At 42.9% G+C, this 25,364-nt stretch carries 27 protein-coding genes and 1 tRNA gene; 15 read left to right on the forward strand and 13 right to left on the reverse strand.

The window, feature by feature from the left end:
- Positions 1–123: 123 nt before the first annotated feature.
- Together ACVW2L_RS15405 and ACVW2L_RS15410 are read left to right on the forward strand one after the other, a co-directional pair.
- Positions 124–402 carry a hypothetical protein gene (locus ACVW2L_RS15405; RefSeq protein ID WP_457128850.1) on the forward strand — a complete coding sequence of 93 codons (279 nt, stop codon included), beginning with the start codon at positions 124–126 and terminating at the stop codon, positions 400–402.
- Positions 403–852: 450 nt separating this feature from the next.
- Positions 853–2,061 carry a sensor histidine kinase gene (locus tag ACVW2L_RS15410; RefSeq protein ID WP_457128851.1) on the forward strand — a complete coding sequence of 403 codons (1,209 nt, stop codon included), beginning with the start codon at positions 853–855 and terminating at the stop codon, positions 2,059–2,061.
- Positions 2,062–2,076: 15 nt separating this feature from the next.
- Here ACVW2L_RS15410 and arr read toward each other — a convergent pair whose 3' ends face one another.
- Positions 2,077–2,484 (reverse strand): NAD(+)--rifampin ADP-ribosyltransferase, encoded by a 408-nt coding sequence (gene arr / locus ACVW2L_RS15415; protein ID WP_457130205.1) that lies wholly within the window; start codon positions 2,482–2,484, stop codon positions 2,077–2,079.
- 586 nt (positions 2,485–3,070) lie between these two features.
- On the opposite strand from arr, the gene ACVW2L_RS15420 reads away from it, so the two are divergent.
- The 4 genes from ACVW2L_RS15420 (at position 3,071) to ACVW2L_RS15435 (ending at position 5,304) form a co-directional block, all read left to right on the forward strand.
- Positions 3,071–3,158 (forward strand) — tRNA-Ser (locus tag ACVW2L_RS15420).
- A gap of 92 nt (positions 3,159–3,250) precedes the next feature.
- A complete protein-coding gene (locus ACVW2L_RS15425; RefSeq protein WP_457128852.1) occupies positions 3,251–4,195 on the forward strand; it encodes a Smr/MutS family protein in 945 nt (314 codons plus the stop codon).
- Between the two features lie 95 nt (positions 4,196–4,290).
- On the forward strand, positions 4,291–4,794 hold the full coding sequence (locus tag ACVW2L_RS15430; RefSeq protein WP_457128853.1) for a protease: 504 nt from the start codon (positions 4,291–4,293) through the stop codon (positions 4,792–4,794).
- Positions 4,795–4,821: 27 nt separating this feature from the next.
- Complete coding sequence (locus ACVW2L_RS15435; protein ID WP_457128854.1) at positions 4,822–5,304, forward strand: YdeI/OmpD-associated family protein; 483 nt, start codon at positions 4,822–4,824, stop codon at positions 5,302–5,304.
- Between the two features lie 59 nt (positions 5,305–5,363).
- Here the strand turns inward: ACVW2L_RS15435 and ACVW2L_RS15440 are convergent, their stop codons facing one another.
- Complete coding sequence (locus ACVW2L_RS15440; protein WP_457128855.1) at positions 5,364–7,760, reverse strand: glycoside hydrolase family 95 protein; 2,397 nt, start codon at positions 7,758–7,760, stop codon at positions 5,364–5,366.
- Between the two features lie 222 nt (positions 7,761–7,982).
- Entirely contained in the window at positions 7,983–8,324 is a 342-nt protein-coding gene (locus ACVW2L_RS15445) for a zinc ribbon domain-containing protein YjdM (RefSeq protein WP_457128856.1), read from the reverse strand.
- Between the two features lie 236 nt (positions 8,325–8,560).
- Here ACVW2L_RS15445 and ACVW2L_RS15450 point away from each other — a divergent pair, with 236 nt between their 5' ends.
- From ACVW2L_RS15450 to ACVW2L_RS15470, 5 genes are all read left to right on the forward strand, one after another.
- A complete protein-coding gene (locus ACVW2L_RS15450; protein ID WP_457128857.1) occupies positions 8,561–9,532 on the forward strand; it encodes a polyprenyl synthetase family protein in 972 nt (323 codons plus the stop codon).
- Positions 9,532–10,578 carry a TerC/Alx family metal homeostasis membrane protein gene (locus ACVW2L_RS15455; RefSeq protein ID WP_457128858.1) on the forward strand — a complete coding sequence of 349 codons (1,047 nt, stop codon included), beginning with the start codon at positions 9,532–9,534 and terminating at the stop codon, positions 10,576–10,578. Before ACVW2L_RS15450 ends, ACVW2L_RS15455 begins: the two co-directional genes overlap by 1 nt.
- 39 nt (positions 10,579–10,617) lie before the next feature.
- Entirely contained in the window at positions 10,618–11,100 is a 483-nt protein-coding gene (locus tag ACVW2L_RS15460; protein WP_457128859.1) for a group II truncated hemoglobin, read from the forward strand.
- Positions 11,101–11,148: 48 nt separating this feature from the next.
- Positions 11,149–11,943, forward strand: coding sequence for a diadenylate cyclase CdaA (gene cdaA / locus ACVW2L_RS15465; RefSeq protein ID WP_457128860.1), 795 nt, complete (start codon positions 11,149–11,151; stop codon positions 11,941–11,943).
- A gap of 75 nt (positions 11,944–12,018) precedes the next feature.
- The gene (locus ACVW2L_RS15470; protein ID WP_457128861.1) at positions 12,019–12,888 is read left to right on the forward strand and encodes a sterol desaturase family protein; all 870 of its coding nucleotides are present in this window, start codon (positions 12,019–12,021) and stop codon (positions 12,886–12,888) included.
- A gap of 8 nt (positions 12,889–12,896) precedes the next feature.
- Here the strand turns inward: ACVW2L_RS15470 and ACVW2L_RS15475 are convergent, their stop codons facing one another.
- The gene (locus ACVW2L_RS15475; protein ID WP_457128862.1) at positions 12,897–13,337 is read right to left on the reverse strand and encodes a hypothetical protein; all 441 of its coding nucleotides are present in this window, start codon (positions 13,335–13,337) and stop codon (positions 12,897–12,899) included.
- Between the two features lie 137 nt (positions 13,338–13,474).
- On the opposite strand from ACVW2L_RS15475, the gene ACVW2L_RS15480 reads away from it, so the two are divergent.
- A complete protein-coding gene (locus tag ACVW2L_RS15480) occupies positions 13,475–13,696 on the forward strand; it encodes a hypothetical protein (RefSeq protein ID WP_457128863.1) in 222 nt (73 codons plus the stop codon).
- A gap of 93 nt (positions 13,697–13,789) precedes the next feature.
- On the opposite strand, the gene ACVW2L_RS15485 is transcribed toward ACVW2L_RS15480, so the two are convergent.
- The 4 genes from ACVW2L_RS15485 to ACVW2L_RS15500 all read right to left on the reverse strand — a co-directional run bounded on the left by ACVW2L_RS15485 (position 13,790) and on the right by ACVW2L_RS15500 (position 19,310).
- Entirely contained in the window at positions 13,790–15,052 is a 1,263-nt protein-coding gene (locus ACVW2L_RS15485; protein ID WP_457128864.1) for a glucose-1-phosphate adenylyltransferase, read from the reverse strand.
- A 6-nt stretch (positions 15,053–15,058) separates the two neighbouring features.
- Positions 15,059–16,492, reverse strand: a complete 1,434-nt coding sequence (locus tag ACVW2L_RS15490) for a glycogen synthase (protein WP_457128865.1) — start codon at positions 16,490–16,492, stop codon at positions 15,059–15,061.
- Between the two features lie 605 nt (positions 16,493–17,097).
- Positions 17,098–19,089 (reverse strand): DUF2075 domain-containing protein, encoded by a 1,992-nt coding sequence (locus tag ACVW2L_RS15495; protein ID WP_457128866.1) that lies wholly within the window; start codon positions 19,087–19,089, stop codon positions 17,098–17,100.
- A complete protein-coding gene (locus ACVW2L_RS15500; RefSeq protein WP_457128867.1) occupies positions 19,089–19,310 on the reverse strand; it encodes a helix-turn-helix domain-containing protein in 222 nt (73 codons plus the stop codon). The genes ACVW2L_RS15495 and ACVW2L_RS15500 overlap by 1 nt, the downstream gene beginning before the upstream one ends.
- A 115-nt stretch (positions 19,311–19,425) precedes the next feature.
- Between ACVW2L_RS15500 and ACVW2L_RS15505 the strand changes: the two genes are divergently transcribed.
- Both ACVW2L_RS15505 and ACVW2L_RS15510 read left to right on the forward strand, forming a co-directional pair.
- On the forward strand, positions 19,426–19,866 hold the full coding sequence (locus ACVW2L_RS15505) for an HpaII family restriction endonuclease (RefSeq protein WP_457128868.1): 441 nt from the start codon (positions 19,426–19,428) through the stop codon (positions 19,864–19,866).
- Between the two features lie 7 nt (positions 19,867–19,873).
- Positions 19,874–20,191 (forward strand): hypothetical protein, encoded by a 318-nt coding sequence (locus ACVW2L_RS15510; protein WP_457128869.1) that lies wholly within the window; start codon positions 19,874–19,876, stop codon positions 20,189–20,191.
- A gap of 175 nt (positions 20,192–20,366) precedes the next feature.
- Here the strand turns inward: ACVW2L_RS15510 and ACVW2L_RS15515 are convergent, their stop codons facing one another.
- From ACVW2L_RS15515 to ACVW2L_RS15530, 4 genes are all read right to left on the reverse strand, one after another.
- Positions 20,367–20,507, reverse strand: coding sequence for a hypothetical protein (locus ACVW2L_RS15515; RefSeq protein ID WP_457128870.1), 141 nt, complete (start codon positions 20,505–20,507; stop codon positions 20,367–20,369).
- Positions 20,508–20,598: 91 nt separating this feature from the next.
- Complete coding sequence (locus tag ACVW2L_RS15520; RefSeq protein WP_457128871.1) at positions 20,599–21,795, reverse strand: sodium:proton antiporter; 1,197 nt, start codon at positions 21,793–21,795, stop codon at positions 20,599–20,601.
- A gap of 432 nt (positions 21,796–22,227) precedes the next feature.
- Positions 22,228–23,136 (reverse strand): IS3 family transposase, encoded by a 909-nt coding sequence (locus tag ACVW2L_RS15525; RefSeq protein WP_457128872.1) that lies wholly within the window; start codon positions 23,134–23,136, stop codon positions 22,228–22,230.
- Positions 23,133–23,456 (reverse strand): hypothetical protein, encoded by a 324-nt coding sequence (locus tag ACVW2L_RS15530; protein WP_457126385.1) that lies wholly within the window; start codon positions 23,454–23,456, stop codon positions 23,133–23,135. Before ACVW2L_RS15530 ends, ACVW2L_RS15525 begins: the two co-directional genes overlap by 4 nt.
- Before the next feature lie 283 nt (positions 23,457–23,739).
- On the opposite strand from ACVW2L_RS15530, the gene ACVW2L_RS15535 reads away from it, so the two are divergent.
- On the forward strand, positions 23,740–24,390 hold the full coding sequence (locus ACVW2L_RS15535) for a YceH family protein (RefSeq protein ID WP_457128873.1): 651 nt from the start codon (positions 23,740–23,742) through the stop codon (positions 24,388–24,390).
- A gap of 2 nt (positions 24,391–24,392) precedes the next feature.
- Here ACVW2L_RS15535 and ACVW2L_RS15540 read toward each other — a convergent pair whose 3' ends face one another.
- Positions 24,393–25,280 carry a helix-turn-helix domain-containing protein gene (locus ACVW2L_RS15540; RefSeq protein ID WP_457128874.1) on the reverse strand — a complete coding sequence of 296 codons (888 nt, stop codon included), beginning with the start codon at positions 25,278–25,280 and terminating at the stop codon, positions 24,393–24,395.
- Positions 25,281–25,364: the final 84 nt, after the last annotated feature.

The raw sequence follows: 25,364 nt of genomic DNA on the forward strand, positions 1-25,364 counted from the left end.
GCAAGAAGTAAGGTTCGCGCGGCTCAACCGGCTCTGAGCCACCTACCTCTTTAACCCACCAAAAACACATTGACTGCTCTTTTGTATATTCTGTATGGGTTCGGTTTAATCCCATGCTTTTATATGGCAGCAACAGACAACGACTTAACGTCCCTCTCGCGCGAACAATTGGTTGAAGAAATAATTAAACTGCGAAACGGTATCCGAAAACATCGCGATAGCTCAGCGCATGAGCTATGCTGGCATCATCCCGATCTATGGGCGCTTCTACCTGAAAAAACGGAGCCGCAAATAGCCGTACCGGAATGGCCCGTATTTTTAAGGGGTTGTATAAAGTACCGTACCTCGTTAGACGAACAGAAACCCGAAGCGCCGCGCATCGGAGAAGAGTTTAGAAAGTAATGGGATCCGGCATTATTGTTTTTAAGCCTCTCCTATAGCCCTACCTATTCATTTAATTCCCTAACATAACTTTTTATTTTCCGTATAAGATACCATAACCTTACTATGTGATTTGGATGGAAATCATTTTCTAACCTGACATTCATCATATTAAGGCAAAAAAGCAGATACCCCGCCAGCAATGAGCAGCCGCCGTTTAAGAATTTTGGTAATTGAAGACAACCCAGCGAATTTGATTTGGTTGAAGATTTTTTACATGACCAAATTGAAGCGCCAAGTATTCTACATGCATCTAATTTTAAATTGGCCATAGCCCAACTTCTGGCGCTGACGCTGAATTTATAGTGTATTACTTGATATTACTTTATACGATAAGCCGGCGAACCACTATTAAAGCCATTATAAAAGATAACCTTTGCTGGTAGGTTACGTAAAAGACCCCAAATTGAAATGAGCCACTCAAATAATTATGCTATGTTATTGGATGTTAAAGAACCTTCAGGCCGATTGTTGAATTATTTTCTCATTGGGTATTTTTTTATTGGCTGTAGTTTTGCATTTTTTTACGGCGTCTGGCTTATAGCAATTGGTATTAGCGGCATTTGGGTCTTGGCTTATTTTTTAGCAAAATACCTTTATCAAAACTGGAAACTGCAAGTACCTATCCTGGTTATCCTAATGCTACAGCTCGCGGTATCTGATATACAACACCCAGCATTTTCGGGACTATATTCTACGCAGCTTAACTATTTCCACCTTTCTACATTCATTATACATATCAGTTTGGCAATTGCAATTTTGCTTATCTGCGGATTATGGTCATTTCAGCTTAAAAAAAATAGCGAACTGTACCTACAACAAGCGCTGCATAATATTGAATTAGAAAAAGAAGCATTAATGTCTGAAGAACGCATTGCACACAAAACAGAATTGAAAGTACTAAATGAAAAGTTAGAACAAAAAGCAAGGGAACTGGCGGTATCTAACGCAGCCCTTGAACAGTTTACGTATGCAGCATCGCATGATTTGCAGGAACCACTGCGCATGGTAACCGGATTTTTAGGGCAGATCAATAAAAAGTATGGCGACACGTTTGATGAAAAAGGCAAACAGTACATGTTCTTTGCCGTAGATGGTGCCGCCCGCATGCGCCAGATTATACTTGACCTGTTAGACTACTCGCGCGTGGGGCGTACTAATGATAAGCGGGAAAATATTGACCTACAAGGGTTAGTTTTAAAAATAGTTGGTTTTTATAGAAAGCAGGTAGAAGAACTTACCGCCAATATTGAAATTGAGCAATTGCCTGTTTTAAGTACTTTTAGAGCGCCCGTGCACCAGGTATTTCAAAACCTTATTGGTAATGCATTAAAATACCATCATGAGGGTAATGCGCCGGCCATTAGAATATCTGCAGAAGACAAAGGTGATCACTGGAAATTTGCTATTGCAGATAATGGCATAGGTATCCACCCGGCTCATCTCAAAGAAATTTTTCTGCCTTTAAAACGTTTACACACACGCGAAGAATATCCTGGTACCGGCATGGGGTTGGCAATTACCAAAAAGATAATTGAGAATCTTTGTGGAAATATTACAGTTGAATCTTTAGAAGGAGACGGAAGTACATTTCATTTTACACTACCCAAAACCTGTTAAGTATCCTGTTCAAATTTAATTAATTATCTCTCCTTTGTTAGTCGCCAACCTTTCGCGCCATTTTTGCAAATCCTCCGGGGTTTGTCTTAACCAATCTTTCGCCTCACCAATTATCTTTAAAGGTTCTTGGGTGCGATAAGAACGTGTAGGGTTACCCGGAAACTTCTTGTCGGTAACGTTGGGGTCGTTTTCAAAACCTCCTACAGGTTCAACAATATAAACACGTTCTTGGCCATCTCCTTTGGCTAATGCCGCGGCAAGGCCCGCCCCATTAACCAGGGCGGTAAAGTAAATATGATTCATTAGCAGCTCAGGCTGATAATTAGACCCGCGGCCGGCGGTCAATAAATCGCCGATGTGCATATCTGCCTTTGTTCCGTGATAAAAGGGCCCTTTATCAGTTGGTGTATGCGCGGCCGATATAGCTAATTCATTGTTCTTTTTTGCGTTGTCAAAGTCGCCCAGTTCTTCATAGCACTTGGCGATATTTAAATATAGTGAAGCAAAAGCGCCATTAACCGCGTCGGTATTTACGCTTAACGCAAACTGCAAAGCTGCTTGGTACCACTGTAATTTGGCCGAAACAGTTTTTTGGTGCCTCGCTACATAATGGGCAGCAATAAATTTTTCAAAATCGTTTAAAGCCTCGTTCCAGGCTTGAAGAAAGAGTTTGCCTGCCTCTTCAGGTTTGCCTTTCTCTTCCATATCCATGCCTTTTATACAAAGTTGTATAATGTTGTTGCCCGGGTTAAATTCCATGTTCGCTATTAAATATAAAATCTTGCCTATACGCTGTTATACCGGCAAATGTGCTGATTGGCGCATCCTTTTTACAAAAATAATCATCCTCTATTAAACCATCTAACGTTAAAACACTCTATTATAATAACACCGCAATTGCCATGATGGTGATAAAAGTGAGTATAGTTTTTAGGTTATAATTTAGTTTTGACCGCTCCAATTTTTTGGGGCGGTTTTTTTGTTACATTTGCCATCCAAATAATGACCTGGAGAGGTGTCTGAGTGGTCGAAAGAGCACGCCTGGAAAGTGTGTATACGCCAAAAGCGTATCGAGGGTTCGAATCCCTCCCTCTCCGCAAAGCCTGCAAATGAAATATTTGCGGGCTTTTTTAATACCGAGGATCTGTATGGTATAACTATATAAAGTAGCTTTACCCAAAACACCACTATGAAATATAAATTAGGCGATTTTGTACGCTTTGTTGACGAGAAGCTGGAAGGTTTTATAACCCGCATTATTGACGAACAAATGATTGGGGTAACCGGTGATGACGATTTTGAAATACCTGTGCCGGCCGCTAAAGTTACGCTGGTACATGGTTACAAAGCGCCGGGGACAGCAACTATTAACACGACTGATAAGCCGCCAATACTGGCAGCTGAATTTAAAACCAAGGGTATTTACCTGGGTGTTGTGCCTGATGAAAAGGCCAATTCAGTAGTGCATTTTTACCTGATCAATGATACCTCCTTCCAATTGTTAGCAACGCTAATTACCGAAAAGCAAGGCTTTAAAGGCGAATATGCGGGCATCATCGGCCCAAACAGTTCGGCAAAGGTTTACTCAGCGCAATTGGCTGATCTTCAAATTTGGCCGAAGGTGGTACTTAATGTTTTATATTTTACCGCCCAGGATATTGAAGCGCCAGCGCCATTTACATTTGCAGAGAAGTTTAAAGCCAAAGATTTCTCGGGAAATAAGAAAAATCTGCCCGTCATCAATCAACAGGGCTGGCTGATTCGTTTGGACGAACCTGAATTAGTTATTGATGCCGAAAAGTTAAAAGCAAGCTTTTTCCAATCTGCCGAAGAAAAAATCACGTTAACTAAACCCGGCCGCGAGATTGACCTGCACATAGAAAAGCTGCGGGACGACTACCAGCTTTTTAACAGTACAGAGATATTAAAGATCCAACTGGCTCATTTTAACAAATCGCTTGATGCTGCAATTGTGCACCAGCTGCCTGATGTTATATTTATTCACGGCGCGGGCAACGGTACTTTGCGCCACGAGCTGCAAAAAACGCTAAGCAAGCACCCCAAAGTGCAAACCTTTATGGACGCTCAAAAGGAAAAATTTGGTTATGGCGCCACACGGGTTGTGCTAAAATAGCTGTTCTGCAACAGGATATCCTTTTATAACTGTTTGTATAGCTATAAAACTTTAACAGCCTTTGCTTGTCTATACACGTAATTAGTAAAACACCTATGAAAAATATATTTTATTTGCCGATTGCCCTTTTATTATTTGTAACCGCGTCTTGCAGCATGCAAAACAATAAGACAGACGATGCCACAATGGCCACTCAAGTGCCGGATACCGAAAAGAACATTTATGCGGTAATGGCTATTAATGACACCATCCGTACAGCAGATTCTGTTTTGTTGAAGTTTACTGTTTACAACCCAACCGATAGCATTAAAAAATTCCTGAAATGGCAAACGCCCTTTGAGCCTTTGTTAAGCAAATACCTGGACATAAAGGATGAGCAGGGCCAGGAAGTTCAGTACAAGGGTGCCATGGCCAAAAGGATGATGCCGCCACCGGCTGACGCTTACATCAGCCTTAACTCAAAAGATAGCTTGGTAACAAAAGTTGATGTATTAAAAGGCTACGCGCTTACAAAGCCGGGTAAGTATACAATTGAATACACCAGCGAAAATATTAGCGGCCTAAAAGTAAATAAAACGATCTCTTTCATTTATAAATAATCCCCTTCGCGCTTTATCTTGCAGTGCATGTCGTCATTTAAAGCGGAGTTAGCTATTATAGGAATTAACCCTTTCGTGTTTGTTCCTGAAGATATATTGTTGGGCTTGTTTAAAGATGCCGGAAGAGACAAGGGGCATATCCCGGTGTGTGGCCTGGTAAACGGAAAATCATACGAACAAACGCTGTTACGCTACAAAGGAGAGTGGCGTTTATATATCAACACCACTATGTTACCCAACTCGCCAAAAAAGGTAGGCGAGATCATTGAAGTTTCGGTTGAATTTGATCGGCGGGACCGTACATTACAGGCACACCCTGATCTGTTACAGGCGCTGACGCAAAACAAAGAAGCCGAATCTGTTTTTGAGGGACTACCGCCATCACGCAAGAAGGAGATCATTCGTTATATTTCTAATCTAAAGTCCCCCGAAAGCCGGGCCAGGAACATAAAACTTGCAATAGGTTTCCTGATGGGACTAAACAGATTCATGGGCCGCGACAAGCCCTGAAAACAAGCAAGCCTGCAATAATTATTGCAGGCTTGCTTGTTTATTATTCAAATGGGCAACTATTGCGCTACCAAAGTATAAGTTTTACCTGCTGCTGTTGGCAGGTCATAAACCATCGTTTCTTTCAGGTTAAGCGGAACAAGGGTCGCTTTTTCTGATATGACAGCAGTTGGGGTATCTTCAACCTGGAAAAATGCATTTGAGTTTTTGCCTGTTGCTTTCTTTAAAGCTCCGGCAGTTACTTTGATGGCGTTTGGCGCTCTTAATCTTAAGTTACCGCCCAGGGTAGATTTGATAACCGCTTTTACCAGTTTGCCGTCTTTCCATTCCACACTTACTATCTGGAAACCGCCCATAGCGCGCAAGCCGGCAACGCTGCCGTTTTGCCAAACATCCGGAAGCGCCGGAAGTAAATGCACTTCACCATTTTCGCTTTGCATCAGCATTTCGGTAATACCTGATGTACAGCCGAAGTTACCATCTATCTGGAACGGTGGATGCGCATCAAAAAGGTTGTTATAGGTACCGCCGCTGCCACGACCACCTGAACCAACAGGTGTAAGTTGATTTTGAATTAATTTATAAGCGTGGTTGCCATCCAACATACGTGCCCACCAGTTAACTTTCCAGCCCATGCTCCAACCGGTAGATACATCGCCGCGATGCGTTAGCGTAGTTTTAGCTGCACTGGCTAACTGCGGTGTACGGTAAGGTGAGATCTGGTTTGACGGGAACAACCCATACAAGTGCGAAATGTGACGGTGCGTATCTTTCGGATCGTCCACATCATCCAGCCACTCCTGTAACTGGCCGTATTGGCCAATATGCATAGGCGCCAGGCGCTTTCTTATCCCCTTTAAAGTATCAATAAACTTAGCGTCTTTTTTCAAAACCTCCGCGGCTTTAATGGTTGAGCTTAGCAATTCAAAAACTATCTGATTGGTCATGGTTACGCCCGCGTCAACAGCAGAATTTTGGTGCTGTTTAGCCGGGTTCTCCGGAGATTCATCCGGACTAACAACCAGCCAATGATATACCGGGTGCTCAACCAGATAATCAACATAAAAAGTTGCTGCGCCTTTCATTACCGGGTAAATAGAAGCCAGATAAGCTTTATCGCCGCTGTATAAATAATGCTCCCAAAGGTGCTGGCTTGTCCAACCGCCTGTGCCGTTCCATAAACCATAAGTAGCACCGTCAATTGCGCCTGTTGCGCGCCAAATATCTGTGTTATGGTGTGCCACCCAACCGCGCGCGCCATACATATCCTTAGCGGTTTTTTGCCCGGCTATTGACAGATCTTTTATCATCTCAATAAATGGCAAATGCATTTCGGCAAGGTTTGTTTTTTCGGCGGGCCAGTAATTCATCTCTGCGTTAATGTTAACAGTATACTTACTATCCCATGATGCGTTGATCTTATCGTTCCAAATACCTTGCAGGTTAGCTGCCTGTCCGCCCGGCTGCGAAGACGAAATTAAAAGATAACGGCCAAATTGATAATAAAGTGCTGCAAAAGATTGATCGTTAGTGGTATTAAAATTCTTCAATCTTTCGTCTGTAGGCAGTGCTGCAGCAGCCGCATCGCTGGTTCCCAAATTAATTTTTACCCTGTTAAAATATTTCTGATAAGCAGCTACATGTGCAGGTAACATAGCAGCATATGATTTTGTATAAGCTTTGTTTAAATAGTCCAACGCTCTTTTATCCTGATCACCACTAATATCATTGTAGTTGTTAAAGTTGGTAGCAATAGATATATAAATAGTTACTGCGTTGGCATTTTTTACGGCCAGCGAAGTATCTGTCGATGCCAGGTCGCCGCCTTCCAGTTTCATCCTTACAATACCTTTGTAATTCACCATGCCTTTAACCGTTTCATGGTCAGACGTAACACCAAAAATGGTTAGCTCTTTAGCAGCTGTTGTTTTAATGGTCGCCCTTTTTTGAGGCGTAGTAAAACCGGCCGTAAAAGAAAGTTTGCCCGGTTTGCTCGCAGTTAAGTGCATCACCACAACACGGTCCGGAAACGATGCGAAGGCTTCGCGGGTGTAGGTTACATCATCAACGGTGTAAGATGTTTTTGTTACTGCCTTTTCCAGGTCCAATTCCCTGTAATAGTTTGAATATTTATCGTGCCCGTCAAAAGTTAGTTGAAGGCTTCCAACCGGTTCAAATTTTTGTCCGTGAGATTTTTTTGTGATGATGGATCTGCCGGCAGTTCTCTCAGCGTCTTTTCTTTTGCCATCAAATATTAGCTGACGGATCAGTGCTAACGAATCTAATGCCATTGGGTTATCATTACGGTTGGGGCTGCCGCTCCAAACTGTATGCTCGTTAAGCTGAATGGTTTCTTTTTCGGCATTACCATAGATCATGGCACCCAGTCGGCCATTTCCTATAGGCATAGCGTTTTCCCAGGTTTTACCCGCCGGGGTTTTATACCAGAGTTTCATACCTGGCTTTGTTTGCCCAAAGCCGAGCATCGATATAAACAATAAAGGAAGTAAGAGTAAATTTTTCATTTAGTCACTAATTGGTTCTGGAATCAAAATTGGTTGGCCCAAATTACTTATTTTTTGAGCAATTGACTTAAAAATCTATTAAGCAGAATATTCCTAATTGGGTATATAAAATACACTTACTCATAGACAAGGAAATTCCAGGGAGCGATACTATCAGGCCTTTTTCACAAATTCAGATTTTAATGCCATAGCGCCAAAGCCATCTATTTTACAATCAATGTTATGGTCGCTATCAACCAAACGGATGTTTCTAACCTTTGTTCCGGCCTTAATACTTTGCGAAGAGCCTTTTACCGGCAGCGTTTTGATAGTAACTACCGAATCGCCGTCTGCCAGAATATTGCCGTTGCTATCTTTCACCACAAAGGTTCCGGGCTCATCTGCGATATCTGCGGCGGGGCTCCACTCATGCCCACACTCAGGGCATATTAGTAGCTGGTTCATTTCATAAGTAAATGCTGAATTGCATACTGGGCACGGCGCAAGTTCGCTCATAATTGTTGCTGGTTTTTGTGTTGGCTAAGTTAGGCAAAGCGGCAATATTACTGCAAGCTATTATAATGCCTTAAAAATTATGTAGCGCAATTAAAGCTAAACAGTTTATGCCTATGGTAGTTGAAGGGGGCGGCTATGTTATAAAAACAAGTGTGAATAAACACAAATAGCGTTTTTTACCTTATGTTTGTCCGCGGCAATAACAGCCGTAGCACATAAGAGACTACCTATTACCAATGCTGAGCATCAACGACATAAAAAAACCTATTGCCGCTGATATTGACGTTTTTGAGCACCGCTTCAAGGCGTCTATGCAAAGCTCGGTGCCGCTGTTAGACCGCATTACACACTACATAGTTAAACGCAAAGGCAAACAGATACGGCCCATGTTCGTATTCTTTTCAGCAGGTGTTTGCGGGGGCATTACGGATGCTACCCATCGTGGAGCTGCTTTGGTTGAACTGTTGCATACCGCATCGCTGGTGCATGACGACGTGGTAGACAACTCTTACCAGCGCCGTGGTTTCTTTTCTATCAACGCTTTATGGAAAAATAAGATAGCTGTTTTAGTGGGAGATTTCCTGCTATCAAAAGGTTTGTTGCTGTCTGTTGAGCATAACGACTTCGCTTTGCTAAAGATCGTATCAGAAGCCGTAAGGCAGATGAGCGAGGGAGAGTTACTGCAGATAGAAAAAGTGCGCCGTATGGATATTAGCGAAGAGGTGTATTACGATGTGATACGGCAAAAAACAGCTTCGCTTTTAGCTTCCTGCTGTGCCAGCGGGGCTTCATCTGCAGGCGCCGATGCCGAAACAGTTGAAAAAATGCGCCTGTTTGGCGAAAAAACGGGCATAGCCTTCCAGATAAAGGATGATATGTTTGATTTTGGCACAGATGATGTGGGTAAACCTGTTGGAATTGATATTAAGGAGAAAAAGGTTACCCTGCCGCTTATTTATGCTTTAAACAATTGCGAAGCCTCTGAAAAAAAGAAGATGATTAGCCTGGTAAAAAACCATAATGACGACCCTGAAAAGATCTCGGCCATTATAGCCTTTGTTAACCAGCGCGGCGGCTTGCAATATGCCGAAACGCAGATGAAAAAGTACCAGGAGGAAGCCTTTGCTATTTTAAATACTTTTCCGGATAGCGAAGCCCGGCGCGGGCTTGAGCAGTTAGTAAGATTTACCACCGAACGCAACAAATAATGTCTACCGAGTTTCTTTTTATAGCTGGTTTTATAACCTTCATTGGGATAATGATGGCTATTGACCTGGGCCTGTTCGGTAAGGCAAGTAAACCGGTAAGTTTAAAGCAGGCCGGTATTATGAGCGCGGTATGGGTTACGCTTGCACTGGCATTTTATCTGCTCATTTTAAACTTCGGCAATTTATTGCATGATGTTACTACATTAGCAAGGCTACGCGAGATAAATCAAAAACACTTTCATCGCCTTGTTATTGATAACCATAACCTGGTTAGCAGCCTGCAGGTCTATCGTAAAACACTCGGCCTGGAGTTTCTTACCGGCTATGTAGTGGAGTACGCGCTCTCTGTAGACAATATCTTTGTGATGGTGCTCATCTTTACTGCTTTCGGTGTAGCGCCCAAAAACTATCACACGGTTTTATTGTGGGGTATTATTGGCGCTATTATAATGCGCTTCCTGTTTATATTTTTAGGTGCCGCGCTTATTGAGCGTTTCCACTGGATCTTGTATGTGTTCGGGGCATTTTTAATTTATACCGGCATCAGCATGTTTGTTAACCGCAATAAGGAGGAGAAGATAGATCCTGAAAATCACCCTGTTGTTAAGTTTGCCGCCAGGTTTTTTGCTGTTCATCCGCATTTTGTAGGTAATAAATTCTTTGCTAAGATAGAAGGCAAAAAAATGATTACGCCACTCTTCCTGGTGTTGCTCATCATTGAAACTACAGACCTTATTTTTGCTGTTGATTCTATCCCGGCGATATTTTCAATAACTAAAGATCCTTACATCGTTTTCTTCTCTAATATTTTCGCCATACTGGGGCTGCGGTCCATGTTCTTTTTGCTGGTGAATATCATCGAGAAGTTTCATTACCTTAAAGTTGGCCTGGCCGCGCTGCTGGCTTTTATCGGTTTAAAAATGCTGGCCGCGCATTACGCCGAGCAGATAGGTTTAACGACCTTTACCTCGCTTATAATTATCTTATCTATTTTAACCATAAGCGTGGTGGCATCATTGGTTTTCCCTAAAAAGAAACTGGCATAAGCCGTTTATTCTACTAAATTTACGGTAACATTTAGCCGTATGGAAAACAATAGCGCACAACAAATCCCTTCGTTATTTGAGTGGGCCGGAGGTATGCCTGCCTTTGAGAAGCTCTTTAATAAATTTTACGACAAAGTTTTAGCCGACCCGATACTGGAACCCGTTTTTAAACACATGTCGCATGAGCACCGGCAGCACGTGGCCCAATTTGTTGCCGAAGTTTTAGGCGGACCAAAGTTATACAGCGAGGCGGGTGGCAGTCATTTTAAAATGATCCAGAAGCACCTGTCAAAGCATTTAACGGAACAGCACGGCAAACGTTGGGTAGAGTTGCTGCTGCAAACAGCTGATGAACATGAATTACCTGACGACCCTGAGTTCCGCTCTGCATTTGTAGCTTACCTGGAGTGGGGAACGCGCATTGCCGTAATCAACTCAAATACCGATGAGATTGACAGCCCGCCACATATACCCATGCCGCACTGGGGTTGGGGTGTGCCGGGCGGGCCGTACCAGGGCTAAAATCTGCCTGTTAAAAGTGTTTTAAGTTTAAAATGTTACCTTAGTAAAATGCAGTTACGCGATCTTTCTTCGTTTATGCCATCGTTTATTGATGTGGTAGATGTATTGCTGGTAGCATTCATTATCTATCATATTTATAACCTGATACGGGGTACCATTGCCGCCAACATTTTAGTGGGCCTGCTTATTTTATATGCCCTTGGTTTTGTGGTAGAGAAGCTGCACATGCAACTACTGTCGCGCATATTGGGGTATTTTACCAGCGGTGGTATTGTAATAATTGTAGTTGTGTTTCAGCAGGAAATCCGGCGTTTTTTGCTGCTGGCAGGTAAAAACGCCTCGCTGCAGCGCAACAAAGCCTGGTGGCAATACTTTTTTGGTAAAGTTGAAGCCGAAAAGAACAATTACGCCCGCATAAAGCCTATTATTGATGCCTGTAAAAGCTTTAAGCAAACCCGCACAGGCGCGCTTATTGTGTTTGCCAAATATTATGATGAACAGTTTTATCAAAACAGCTGCGAACTGATGGAGGCTAAAATTTCCAAGCGATTGCTGGAAAGCATCTTTCAAAAAAACAGCCCCTTGCATGATGGGGCTGTGGTAATTGCTGATAACAAAATAAAATCTGCCAGTTGTATTTTGCCGCTTACGGATAAGCAGGATCTGCCTGCGCAGTTTGGCCTGCGCCACAGGGCAGGGATTGGTGTTACCGAGGCTAACGAAGCTACTGCCATCATTGTATCCGAAGAAACCGGTGAAATATCTTACGCCAAACAGGGCCGCGTAAAAATGAGCATCAGTTTTGTTGAACTGGAGAAATTGCTGAACAAAGATTTCCAATAACCTATCGCCATAATTACAATACTTAATCGCTAATTAAAAATGCGGGTATAGTTTTTGTACCTTTGCAGCCTTTATATGGAGATATTTAACTCAATATACAAATGGTGGGTAGCGCTGGCGCCGCCAATTTTACTTACCCTGCATTTTATGCTGATAGCAGGCGGGCTGTTCATGGTATTTTATATCTGGAAAAAAACCAAATACCTCTATCTTAAAATTCAGCAGCGTTTTCCATCAAAAAAAGATGTCACCCGCGAGATAAAATATTCCATCTCCACCTCCATTATTTTTAGTGTGGTGATAGTGTTAGTGATGTGGGCCAGCGCTGAAGATATCACCCTTGTGTATCGCCCTATTGATAAATACGGCTACGGCTATTTTGTGTTCAGCGTATTTTTGATGATATTGATACATGATGCCTACTTTTACTGGACGCATCGCCTACTACACTGGAAACCGCTGTTTAAGCGCGTGCATGTGGTGCATCACATGTCGTTAAACCCAACACCATTCTCGGCTTATGCTTTTCACCCTGTTGAGGCTTTGGTTGAGGTGGGGATAGTTCCGGTTATTGTATTTATCGTCCCCTATCATTACCTGGCGCTTACCATATTTTCGGGTTATGCTTTGGTAATGAATATAATGGGCCACATGGGTTATGAGTTTTTCCCTAAAAGTTTTGCCCGCAACAAAGCTGCCAACTGGCACAACAGCGCCACACATCATAACATGCACCACAGGTATGTTAAATATAACTTCGGGCTGTATTTTAATTTATGGGACAGATGGATGAAAACCAATCACCCTAAATACGAGGAAGTATTTGAACAAGTGGCAGGCCAGCGCGATGCCGTAAAAAGCAACCCCAACATAAACGGCATCGACACAGAAAAAGCTGCGGTACTGGTTAGTGCAGAGGTTAAGCTTATGAACGAGCAGGCCTGATAGCGCTGCTATTTCGTGGTGTTATCTGCCGGTGGAGTATCATTCGGGTATTTCTTAAATTTAAGAAATACGGGTGGCTTCCCTCCAAAAAATGGCATATTGTAAGGCATCCCTTCAGCTTGTGCTACCTGTTTTTTTGAATCACCCTGCAAACCTACCACAGGCATATTATAACCCGTTATGTCGGTTTGTACCACAGGCATGTTATCATTCCCGCGCATACGCGCTACAAGCATATTATCAATATTAGCGTTGGTCGGTAAATCAAGCTTGACGGCCGGTTGTTTACGCAGACTATCTGCCTTAAATGAAAATTTATTGCCTGATAAACTATCCGGCAGTATCCTAAATTTTTTTAACGGCTGCTGCTCGGGTAATAAAGGCGATTGCTGTGCGTTTACACTAAAGGCAAAAGCAGAAATTACTACTGTAATGACGATTGTTTTCATAAGCATGAAATGGTTAATCTAATTTAAATGCTTGAGCCTCAATATTGCAAATTATTTAACATTTTTAACATTTAAGCTTGCGGTTAGGTTTTCCGGATATTTTTGGGTACCTTTCCAATAATAAAAACCCTTAGGCTATGAAAACACTGAACCCTTTTTTTGTGATCGGAACTATAGGAATGATAGTTACCGCTGTACTGCATATTTTTATGGCCCTGCTAATTGGTACACCATCTGTTCACCGTGCTTTTATGGTGTTATATCCCGTTTTTGCGGCGTTATTAACTATTGGCGGTATGCAAATACTTGCCGAGAAAAAAATGGTTAAAATAAGGGTGCGTGCTAAAAACAGACGCTAATACAAAATTACCTTACGTATAAAACTTATTGTATATAACAAATCGGCCCGAAATTCGGGCCGATTTTGTTATATAAGAGCTGGTGCTTAAAGGCTAAATAACCGTACCATGCGGTATAACAGCCCGCTTTTTAACCACCACAATTCCATCCTGAACGGTGTACGTGCCGTAATCGCCATCTGCAAGCGCCGGACCGCAGTTAATGCATACATCGTTACCTATATAGGTGTTCTTATCAATAATGGCGTTCTTTATTTTACACCTGTCGCCAATGCCCATTATAGGCGTGCCGTTGGCAAAAGATTCATCAATCTGATCCAGTGTTTGATAATTGTCGCTACCCATAACATAGCAATTCTCAATATCCGTATCAAAACCAATGCGGGTACGGATACCAATTACCGACCGTTTAATATGGCTGGCATTAACTATGCAACCATCGGCAATAATAACCTTCTCCATGTGTGTGCCCGATATTTTTGAGGGCGGCAGCATCCGCGCACGGGTAAATATGTAGTTCTTATCAAACAGGTTAAACTGCGGTATGTCATCAGTAAGGCCCAGGTTGGCATCAAAGAAAGATGGGATAGTACCAATATCTGTCCAGTAACCTTCGTACTGATAGCTAAGCACTTTACTTTTATGTATGGCCGATGGGATGATCTCTTTACCAAAATCAGGATGATCATTACCTTGCAGCGTATCAAACAACAGCTTACGGTTAAACAGGTAAATACCCATTGATGCCAGGTACACGCGCCCCTGTTCCTTCATCTCATCACTCACTTCTGATACCAGCTTGTCAAAACCGCTTTTTGGCTTCTCAACAAAATCAGTAATAAAGCTATTTTCATCGGTTTTAAGAATACCAAAACCCGGCACATCATTAGCGTGCACCGGAATGGTGGCTATAGAGATCTCTGCTCCTTTACTAATGTGGTTGGCTATCATCTCCTCAAAATCCATCTGGTACAGCTGGTCGCCCGATAGTATTAGTACGTGGTCAAACTCATGCACGGCCAAATGGTGCAGGCTTTGCCTTACCGCATCGGCAGTACCCTGGTACCAGCCACCGCTCATAGGAGTTTGCTCTGCAGCCAGAATATCAACAAAAGCCTCGCTGAAACTGCTAAAGTGGTAGGTGTTTTTTATGTGCTTGTTAAGCGATGCCGAGTTAAACTGCGTTAACACATAGATACGCGTTATACCCGAGTGAAGGCAGTTAGAGATCGGAATATCAACCAACCGGTATTTACCGGCAATTGGCACTGCGGGTTTTGAGCGCGATGCCGTTAGAGGAGAAAGCCGGCTGCCCTGCCCGCCGCCTAACACTATGCAAATTACATTTGATGTCATAACAGTTTATGGAGTTGTTGTTGTTGGAATTAAGCTTTTATAAAGATCAATATATTGTTTGGCCGATACGTCCCACGAAAAATCAAGACCCATCATGCGTTTACGCAATTGTTGTAAATGTTTGTTGTTTTTATAGAGTACCAGGGCCCGGTTAATGGCATATTCAATATCGGGTACGCTGGTCTCGTCATACCGTATGCCGTAGCCACCTTCGTCGCCAAAATCTTTCACGGTATCTTTCAAACCCCCGGTGCTGCGCACCATTGGCATTGTGCCGTAACGTAAGGCATAAAGCTGGTTCAATCCGCAAGGCTCCACGCGCGACGGCATCAGCAAAAAGTCTGACCCTGCATAAACCAAATGCGCCAGCTCTTCATTATAGCCGATGAACACATTGCAATCTTCGGGGAATTTTTCTTTCAACTCCTGCAATTGCGCTTCAACTTCAGGGTCGCCGGCGCCTAACAGTACAAAATTTACCTGCCCGCTCAATAATCTTAAACTATCAGCAATGGCCTGCGCCAAAACATCGGCCCCTTTTTCGTAAACCAATCTGCCAATAAATGATATCAAAGGCCTGTCGGGCTCAAGGTTAAAACGGTCGCAAATGGCTTGCTTATTGGCCTGTTTACCTACAGCTGCGGTGGCAGTGTTGTAGTTACCTTTTAACATGGTGTCGGTTTGTGGGTCCCAAACCTCGTTATCAATGCCGTTTACAATGCCTACGCCCCGCGCCTTTTCCATTTCAAAAAGGTGCTCCAGGCCGTTTGAGCTTACCTCCAGCTCCAGCAGGTAACTTGGCGACACGGTGGTATATTTTGAACAGCAGCGCACTGCCGAAGCCAGCGGATTAATGCCGCCGCTCCAATCAAGCAGGCCGGCCTTTGTTAAATCTATCTCGGGCAAATAACTCACCTTATCCCAGCCAAAAGCGCCATGATACTGCCCGTTATGAATGGTAAATACCGTTGCCGTATTAGCCAAACGAGTATATAGTTTTGAATATTTTAATAAAAAAGGCACCAGGCCCGAGTGGTGATCATGGCAGTGTATAATATCAGGCGACTGCCCGGTGTAGGTTATCCAGTCTAAAAAAGCCAGCTGATAAGCAATAAATTGTTCGTTCTCGTCAGGATAACAATAAACTTCCTCACGGTCTATCAGCCCGGGTATCTTAATTAAAAACAGCTCAAAGCCCAATACGTTGTTACGTTCTTTCCAAACTTCAAAATACAATCTGCGTGTACCCAGCAGGGTAGCGCTTTGAAAAACCAGGTCAAACAGGTTTTCCTGCACAAACTTACGGTCGTAAAAAGGCAGCGCAACGGCAGCATCTAAACCCGCCCGTACCTGATATTTTGGCAATGCGCCTACAACATCGGCAAGGCCGCCAACTTTGGCAACAGGGTAGCATTCGGCACTTAAATGGTATATTCTCATTGGGTATAGTAACTGCGATTAAGGTACTAAACATTTATGCAATAGAACAAGCAGATAATTTAAAAAATGTGTTGTAAAAAATGGCGTTTTTTAAACAACGGGTACATTTATTTGCCATTTGCGTATTTATACGGTTTTAAGCGGCGTAGGATTTATGAAAATGGTAATTTGATGTTTATAATGGTGGTAGTAGACAGCGGACAAGCCTTTGCTCATGCCTTGCCCCGCTTAGGCCGCGGAGGCCTTTTTTCTTTTTCTTGATAAAAAGAAACAAAAACTAAGCGCAGCGATCTCATGAGCATCCAAAAAAAACAATCAACAGCGAATAATCAAGTCAGCAGAGAGGCTTCCTTGCCGCACGGGGCCTTTTGCCCTGCAAATCAGGTAAAACCACGGGCTGTAATCTTTTTGCGCCTGTTGTCGCGCGTGTCTTACGCTTCAGCAAAAATTTACTATGCCCTTGCCTACGCAAAGGCCGGCAGTCTTACCTGTTTTCATCCGAAGCTTATCTGCTGACGGGAATGGCAATTAATACACTATAGCACAATTTACCGGTTTTATCGTTATTTGTTTATGGCCGATGTGCATAGTAAGGAAGTACGCAGTTATAATCGCCTAACACCGCAAGAAATCAGATAGTCAGCTATTTGGTCATACCACTCTGGATTTCTTGTTGGATCTTCAAAGTCTCCCGGGGGTACAAAGATTATCATTCCTTCTCTAGCTCTTGTCAATAGTACTCTGTATTTATTGAGCGTAAAGGTTTGAGCTGCACTCGCCTTCGTTTTTGTCCATCTAGTTCCACTAAAAGAATTAAAGTCCCAAGATTTACCTTTCCTTCTTAAATCTGCATCCCAGCAAACTCCAGTCCAATCTAATTCTAAACCCTGTACCCCAAATTCCGTGGCAGGTGTTTCTAGATAGTAGGATGACCTAACATCATTCCTATCATTCAAAAACCATTCACTTTCTTCTAAAGGCACCTTTACATCCAGTCCATATGGACGCAATCTCCTTGCCCCAGAACTAGCAACTAATCCCATTCTTCTAGAGCCTTTGCACTGATTTCTTAGCCATTTTTTTGCTTGCTCTAGATCCCTTGTCAACAAAATTTTATAGTTCTTTAACGCAACGTCGTGCAGTTCTTTTGCTAAAAAAGGCTCGTTGGTTAATACCAAGTTAACCCAGTTGGAAAGTTGTTCAGCTTTATAAGATCTGATTGAAACGTCTAAGTGAAGATCTACTTCTTCGATGACTTCCAAGTTTGATGGTACTTGATCAAATAAAGTCATGTCGCCAGTGCTGTGGTTGCCTTTTTTCAACTGAGGAGAAATGTAAACCTTCCATTTATTAAATTTTTCCTTTAAAACTTTTCCCCACTCTGGAAGCCCGGCCTCTCCCGTGTTTATTTCTTGACCGCCACCTACTAAAGCAACAATAGCCGCCCAACCAGTATCTCGACTCATAATCTCTAACATTATTTCAGCTTCTGAGAAATTTCGCTGAAATTTTCTCTTAGACTGTTCAGCATTCCATGCTCTTTGCGCCTCGTCAAAAATCACGATTCTGTTATTAGGAACAGTGTCTGCTTTTTCAAAGTAATGTGATATGAAATTATGAACATTTTCAATGAACGATATCTCGCGACCAGTTGATTTTTTAGTTGCTTTAGGGTCTTTTAGTTTAGCCCTTTTATATGCATCTCGTGATAAAGCTTCCTTCAATACTTTTACTAAAGGTCCATTCCCAGAGAGAAACGTCGCAATTGACCCATCTTTATTTTGGAAAGCTTTATGATGCGCTATATTTAGACCTGCCAGTGTTTTGCCGGCTCCAGGAACACCTGTAATAAAACAAATTATTTTCTCATTATTTCTCTTCGCCGCGTTAATCGCTTCAATAACAGCATCTGATGTCCGGGTTAAATTTTTGATTCTTGCATGCGATCTCGAAATTTCAACAACTGATTTTCCAGAATATAATGTTTTCGCCGCCTCTATAATGGTTGGCGTTGGATTATAGTCGCTAACGTTCCATTTTAAATAATCAATTGCATTTTCAATGCTGCAATTGGAGATTGTATGTTGAAGAACTCCTGCAAAATTGAGGACATTAGCGATTTGCATATTGGATATGGAGTTTTCAAATTCCAAAGGTTCATTTTCCTCGTCTTTCGCATTAGTTGCAAGTAAAATAGGCACTATATTTCTGTTTCTCGACTCAAAATGAAAATCGCGTAAATCCAAGCAGTAATCCATTAGCTGCTCTTTGTCTAAACTTAAATAATCAATTTGACCAACTTTAAACTCGACTACAATTATTAAATCGCTAGCAATTATGACGACATCTATTCTCTTCTCGCGCCGTGCTATAGGATACTCCAACAAAATTGCAAAATCTTCTATTGCTGGGTTTTGAGAAATTGCGTTGACGAAAGCCGCCTTTAAAATTGATATTTCTTCCTTCCAGGAAAGAGTTTGGGTATGAAGCTGTTGGTGAAAGCCGGCCAAGCCTGCTTTAATTGTTAGAGCCCCTATGATTAGCTCGTCATCATCATTAATAAACCTGCCGACTGCGTTCGAATAAAATGCACCCATTATTTACTGAAATTAGGCGCATCAAAAAAATCTTTGATTGAAATTTCTAAAGCAGAGGTGATTTTTAAAAGAAGCTCTATCGATATGTTTCGACGTCCATTTTCCACGTCAGTAACATACGTTCTATCGATCTCCGCTTTATTAGCGAGCGCCTCTTGCGAAATCCCAATATTGTTCCGTAACTCCCTAACTCTTAAGCCAACATCTGCTTTAATACTCATGCAGCAAGATCAAGCTTTGTCGACTATAAGTCAACGGACTATAAGTGTCATTAAATTATCCAAAGTTCACTTATATCCGATTGACATGGCATAGTAGCCCAATTAACTTAGCTTAATGGAAAATGGTAAATCCGAGCTTCTACAAACCGCGTCTAATTTCATTTTTAAGGTTGAGGACGACAATTTAGAATTAGTAAGGATTGAGCCTGCTTTACTTGAGCTTGATTTAATTTTGATAGAATCGTCATTGCCGCAAATATTAGCTGCAATGGTTATTAAAGCCTATAAAGATGGTGTTTGTAAATTTAGCGAGCTATTGCATTGGTTGGAGGTTAGCAATCCGCTTAAGTTTGAACATTCGTTAGGCCACAAATTTTACGAATATAAATTGAAGAAGTTCCTGATGAGCTTAGCAGGAGATAAGCTAACTTATGATTATAAGTCGCAAGCAAATTGCTTACTTGAAAACGCCGAACTCGTTTTATCGAATGTGACCTTTATGCCAGTTAATAGCGAATTATTGATTTCAATGGAAATAAAAATCGGAGTTTTTTAGCTCAGCTATGACCAACATCAAACTCTCCTATCTCTACCGCGATAGCGGTAACTATAAAAACTTCGGCTCGATAGTTTTTGCAAATCCATCAAATATTGATCTGAGTATTGTTGAAAAACACATCAAAAGCCGCTTAATTGATGGCTGTTGGCTCTACGCGCATCAGTGGCAATTACCCGATCTGAGATTTGCAGACATTAATGACAAGGACCCAACCTGGCATGAATTTGAAAGCTTGGAATATACTGATGACCCGGCAAATGGAGCGGTTAAGTTGGCGGAATTAATTCATTTAATAGAAAAATCTGCTCAACCTATCGTGTAGAGATTGCTTCGTTCCTCGCAATGACGTGGAGGGTTATAGGAGGCCTAATAAGAGAACCCGTCAGCAGGTCAGCTTCGGGCGAAATCAGGTAAACTGGTGGGACGGTGCGCAGGCAAGGGCATAGTAATTTTTTGCTGAAGCGCAGGCCTTGTGCGAGCGACAGCGGGGCAAAACTTTACAGCCCGTGGTTTTCTTGATTTGCAGGGCAAAGGCCCGGTGCGGCAAAGAAGCCTTCCTGCTGACTTGATTTATTCACGTGTTGTTTGTTTTTTAAAGTGTTCATGAGATCGCTGCGCTTAGTTTTGTTTCCTTTCATCAAGGAAAAGAAAAAAGGCCTCCGCGGCCCAAGCGGGGCAAGCCAAGCGTGTTGAGAATCACCAAGCGACAAGTACGTTCAACCTGCCACACTACCCCGGATACTCCACAACTGCCCCCTCACTTACCGGTCGTTTATTAAGCAACGCCCCTACCATTAGCACCAATGCCGACAGGATAATTACCTGGATAATGATAGGGCGGTTTATGAGCGGGATGCGCAGTTGAGGGGTTAACGACAGGAACAGCAATATGGTGATAAGTCCGCGCGGCGCTACAAATACCAATGGCGAGAGCGGCATTTTAGCCGCCTTTAAAATAAGCGTCCGCACCACAAATATCCCTGCGGTTATACCTACCGACCATGCCAGCGTATCTGTAGCTATTAATTCGTCGGTTTCTATAAGGTAACCAAACAGCAAAAAAAACAGCGCCCTTACCAAAAAGGTGGCTTCTATGGTTATTTCTTTAAATTTCTTTACTTCGATATGCAGTACGCTTGGCTTTAGTTTTTGAACGAATGGGATGTGTTTTATCTTCTCCAGATTGTTGAGGAAGAGCCCGAAAACGAGTATAAAAATCAGCGAAGGTAGGTGGAAAACCTTTGAGATCTCGTAAACCAGGATCACCAAAAATATAATGGGCACAAATTTAATATGGTGCTGAAGCCTGCCCAGCATAAACGAGAGCGCCCCCGTGGCAACGAAGGATATGAGCACGATTATAATAAGCTCCACAAAAAACAGAACGAACGACATTACGCCAAAGGTGGTATGCAGGGCAATAAAATTGAAAAGTATTACGCCGAGGATGTCAGAAATTGAACTTTCGTAAATAACAAATTCGCGCTGCCCGGCTGTAAAGTTGCGGGTGGCTGGTATGGCTATTGAACTGCTGATGATGGCCAGCGGCACGGCGTTGGCCAAACATTGCTGCATATTGTAGCCGGCTAAATAATGTATAGTTAGGGCTATCCCGAAAGAAAGCACTAAAATAGGTACCAGCGCCACCCAAACAGTTTTACCCACGAGGGGCAGCTTGCCTTGATCAAGCTCAAGCTCTAATGCTCCTTCCAGCACAATAAGAATAAGGCCGATAGTGCCTAAAACAGGCAGAATACTGCTCAAATTGAATAAAACAACGCCGAAAAAGTTGCAAAGTTGCTTAACTAAATAGCCCAAAGCCAGCAATAAAATAACCGACGGGATTTTGGTTTTTGCCGATGTAAAGTCGAAAATATAAGCTAACAGAACTAATGTACAGAGTGTTATGATGATGCCTACCGTCATGCTTTAATGGTTGGTGTGTCCCTACAAAAATGGCAAGGTAATATTTTAACCCCATAGGCGGCAGGTTGTTTGAATGGACGGATTAATAGGATTATCCCAAAGCAGGTCAGCTTCGGACGAAATCAGGAAAAACTGGTGAGCGGTGCGCTGGCAAGGGCAAGTCAAGTGCAGTAGCGTCACCAAGCGACAAGCATAACCGCCTTTTAATTGTATCGTCCTGAAAAAAGTTTACACTTTTAATGATTAATCCTGTGATAAGTTTACACTTTAATTTTAGTCCTGTTATAGGTTTACACTTTTCTAAATATAAAGAATAAACTATTGTTGTTTGCTTGTTGTGTGGGAATGTGGGAAACTCCTTCAGTTTTCCATATTTCCACATGTTTTTCGTTTTTTGCTTCTTTTTTCTTTTTACTGTCTCCTTTCTTTTGTTTAAAACTGTAGTACCCGATTTCTGCAGGGTCTGTTAACCCAACTCTTCCATTTACGTTGGATCGGGCCGGTTTGCCCATGTGCCTGGTCAGGGGTCATCATATCAATGCTGCTATGCAGCCTCACGCTGTTATAAATCTCAACAGCTGTTACTGCCGACTCCCGGGCGCTTGTAAGGTGGGGATATACTTCCTTAAGTAACTCCAGCTTTAGTATTCCGTTTACTCTTTCTGCAATGGCATTATCCCTGGGATCACCGCTTTGGGTCATGCTGATAGCGATAGCGGCTTGATTTAACAAACCGATATAGTTTTCACAACAGTATTGTGAACCACGGTCTGAATGATGGATCAACAGTTCATTACCCGTCCTTTCTTTAAGCGCCATTTCCAGAGCCGCCACAGGCCCCTGAACTGATAGGTCCTTATTCATGTGGTAACCCACGATCTTACGACTGTAAGCATCTGTAACCAAACTCAGATAAGCGAATATGCTCTTTTTCAGTCGTATATAGGTAATGTCACTCACCCATAATTCTTCTGAACGGCTTAATACGATACCCTTTATCAGGTCGGGGTATTTCTTCATCCAGTGATTCGAGTCCGTTGTCCGGGGCTTACTGTGCCTACGCTTTCTGTTTAACAAACCGTTTTCACGCAGCAGGTCAAACACCCGATCTCTGCCCCTGACGATATGATGATCTGCCATAAATGGCTCCATCATCGCATACAACTTTCGTCCTCCAAGTTTCGGTTGAAGCAGGCGGTGAGCAAGCACCTGAGCGATTATCAGGTCGTCCTCCAGTACACTTTTTCCTAATGCTTTTTGATATTGATAATACGCCTGTGGCGAATGACCAAGCAGTCTGCAAAGCTCACGAAGTCCCCGTGAGCAGCTTTGCATTTTCATTTGGACCGCCTGGTGCCATGCTTTTTTCGCAGGTCTATACCCAGCTCCTTACTGGATATATCGATCATCAGATCCTGTAACTCAATCTTCAGACGAGCTTTTCGAAGCTCCTCACGGAGCGTCTTAACATCATCCGGTAAGGTTGTGTCTTCTACTGAAATGGCTTTAATTGCTGCCGGCTTCTTTTCTTTCTTTTGCTTTGACATCACCATCCGGTGGATTTGCGCACGGGATATTCCGTACTTTTTCTCTAAAGCTCGGTAATTTAATCCCAATAAATTACGATCCATAAGTATCGATTCTGCTGTTCTTTCGTCCATCTTTGTTTACTTAATGTGTAAACCTATTTCAGGACGAGACAAATACAAAAAAGTGGGACAAAATATTCAATTCTACAACTATACTGAAATTCAACAAATTAACTTGAATCCCCAGCTACATTTCCTGACGAATAAGTAGTCCCACTTTGTCCCACGCGAAAACTGCAAACTACGCACTGTCAACTGCTTACTTAAAATAGCGTCCCACTTCGTCTCATATTGTCTCACTCACACGTGGGACAAAACTCTGCATTAAGGCCAAATCATTATATTTACCACACTTATGGATACACCACAAACCTTACCCCTATTAGACGCTGCCGAACTGCGTGTGCTGGGCTCGTTAATAGAGAAAAGCCGCACCACACCCGATTACTACCCCATGACGCTGAACGGCCTCACTACGGCCTGCAACCAGAAAACATCCCGCAACCCGGTGGTAGCTTACGAGGAAGCAACTGTGATGGACGCCCTCAACTCCCTCAAAAAACGCGGACTGATCTCAACTGCAACTGGCGGCTCAAGCAGGGCGGTAAAGTTTAAGCACAACTTCGCCATAGTACACCCGCTCATTCCGCAAGAACTGGCGCTACTGTGCCTGCTTATGCTGCGCGGCCCCCTAACACCCGGCGAACTGAACACCAACTCGGCCCGCCTCTACGAGTTTGAAACCATAGAAGAAGTGCAGGAATACCTGGATAAGCTGGCTAACGGCCAACCCACCTTTATAACCCAGCTACCCAAACGCCCCGGTCAAAAAGAGGCCCGCTACGCCCACCTCCTAAGCGGCGAACCCCAAATAACCGACGATTGGAACGACGAACCCACCCCCACCCGCAACAGCGGACTGGAAGCCCGCGTTACCCAACTGGAAGAAGAGCTTGCCACCCTCCGCGATGCCTTTAATAGCCTGGTAAAGGAGCTGAAAGGGTAGGTTTATACAGCGGTGCGGTACTCCCTGCGATAGGCCAGCGGCGTTTTCCCTGTTATATCCTTAAAGTGCCTGTTAAAGTTAGACAGGTTGGTAAACCCGGAGTCGTAGCAGATCATTACCACGGCAAAGTCGGTTTCGCGTAAGAGCTTGCAGGCATGGTTAACCCGCACTTCTAACAGAAACTCAAAATAGGTTTTACCCGTCTTCTGCTTAAAGTAGTTGCAAAACGCATTGGGCGCCATATAGATGGCTTCGGCTACGGTCTTTAGCTTAATGCGCTTGTTAAAATCGTGCATGGTGAGCAGGAAGATCTTGGTGAGCCGGGCCTCGTCACTGCGGTTAAAATCCATGTGGTAGATATCGTCCGTCAAGGGTTTGTGCTCCTGCGATGCCAGTTTGTTGAGCAGGGTGAGCAGTTGTATCAATCGCTCGTTAACCGGTGCGGTTAGCAGGGTATTCATTATCGCTATCACCTCGTTCTTAATTGCGCCTTCAATCAATAAGCCGCTGCCTGCCTTTTTTAGCAACTGCTTTATCAGACCGTTCTCGGGCACGTTTATAAAAGTCTCGCCAAATATCAGGGGGTCAAAATGCAGCATTAATAGATTGATGGGTAATTGAATTGGCCCGCGTAACATTATGGGGTCTGTAAACCCTTCCCGCTCAAAACGAAACAGGTGCGGCACATTGCAGCCAACTAATATGAGTTCGTCACCCTTAATAGAAATTGGCGTTTCGCCTATTAGTAAAGTGCCGGTGCCTTCGGTTATGTGCAGCAGTTCCATATCAGGGTGTGTATGGAATTCATTAAGCGCGTGGTAGATCTTGCTCCGCTTTACAACCAGCGACTCATTATCCTTCCTTAAAAACTCACTTAAAGTAAATGCCATTTGTATGATATTACCATTAATTTCTATTTCATTAGCACAAATTATGAAAATAGTATTAGTTATTATGAAGTTTTACAAATTAAT

The organism is Mucilaginibacter sp. HD30 (assembly GCF_054061755.1).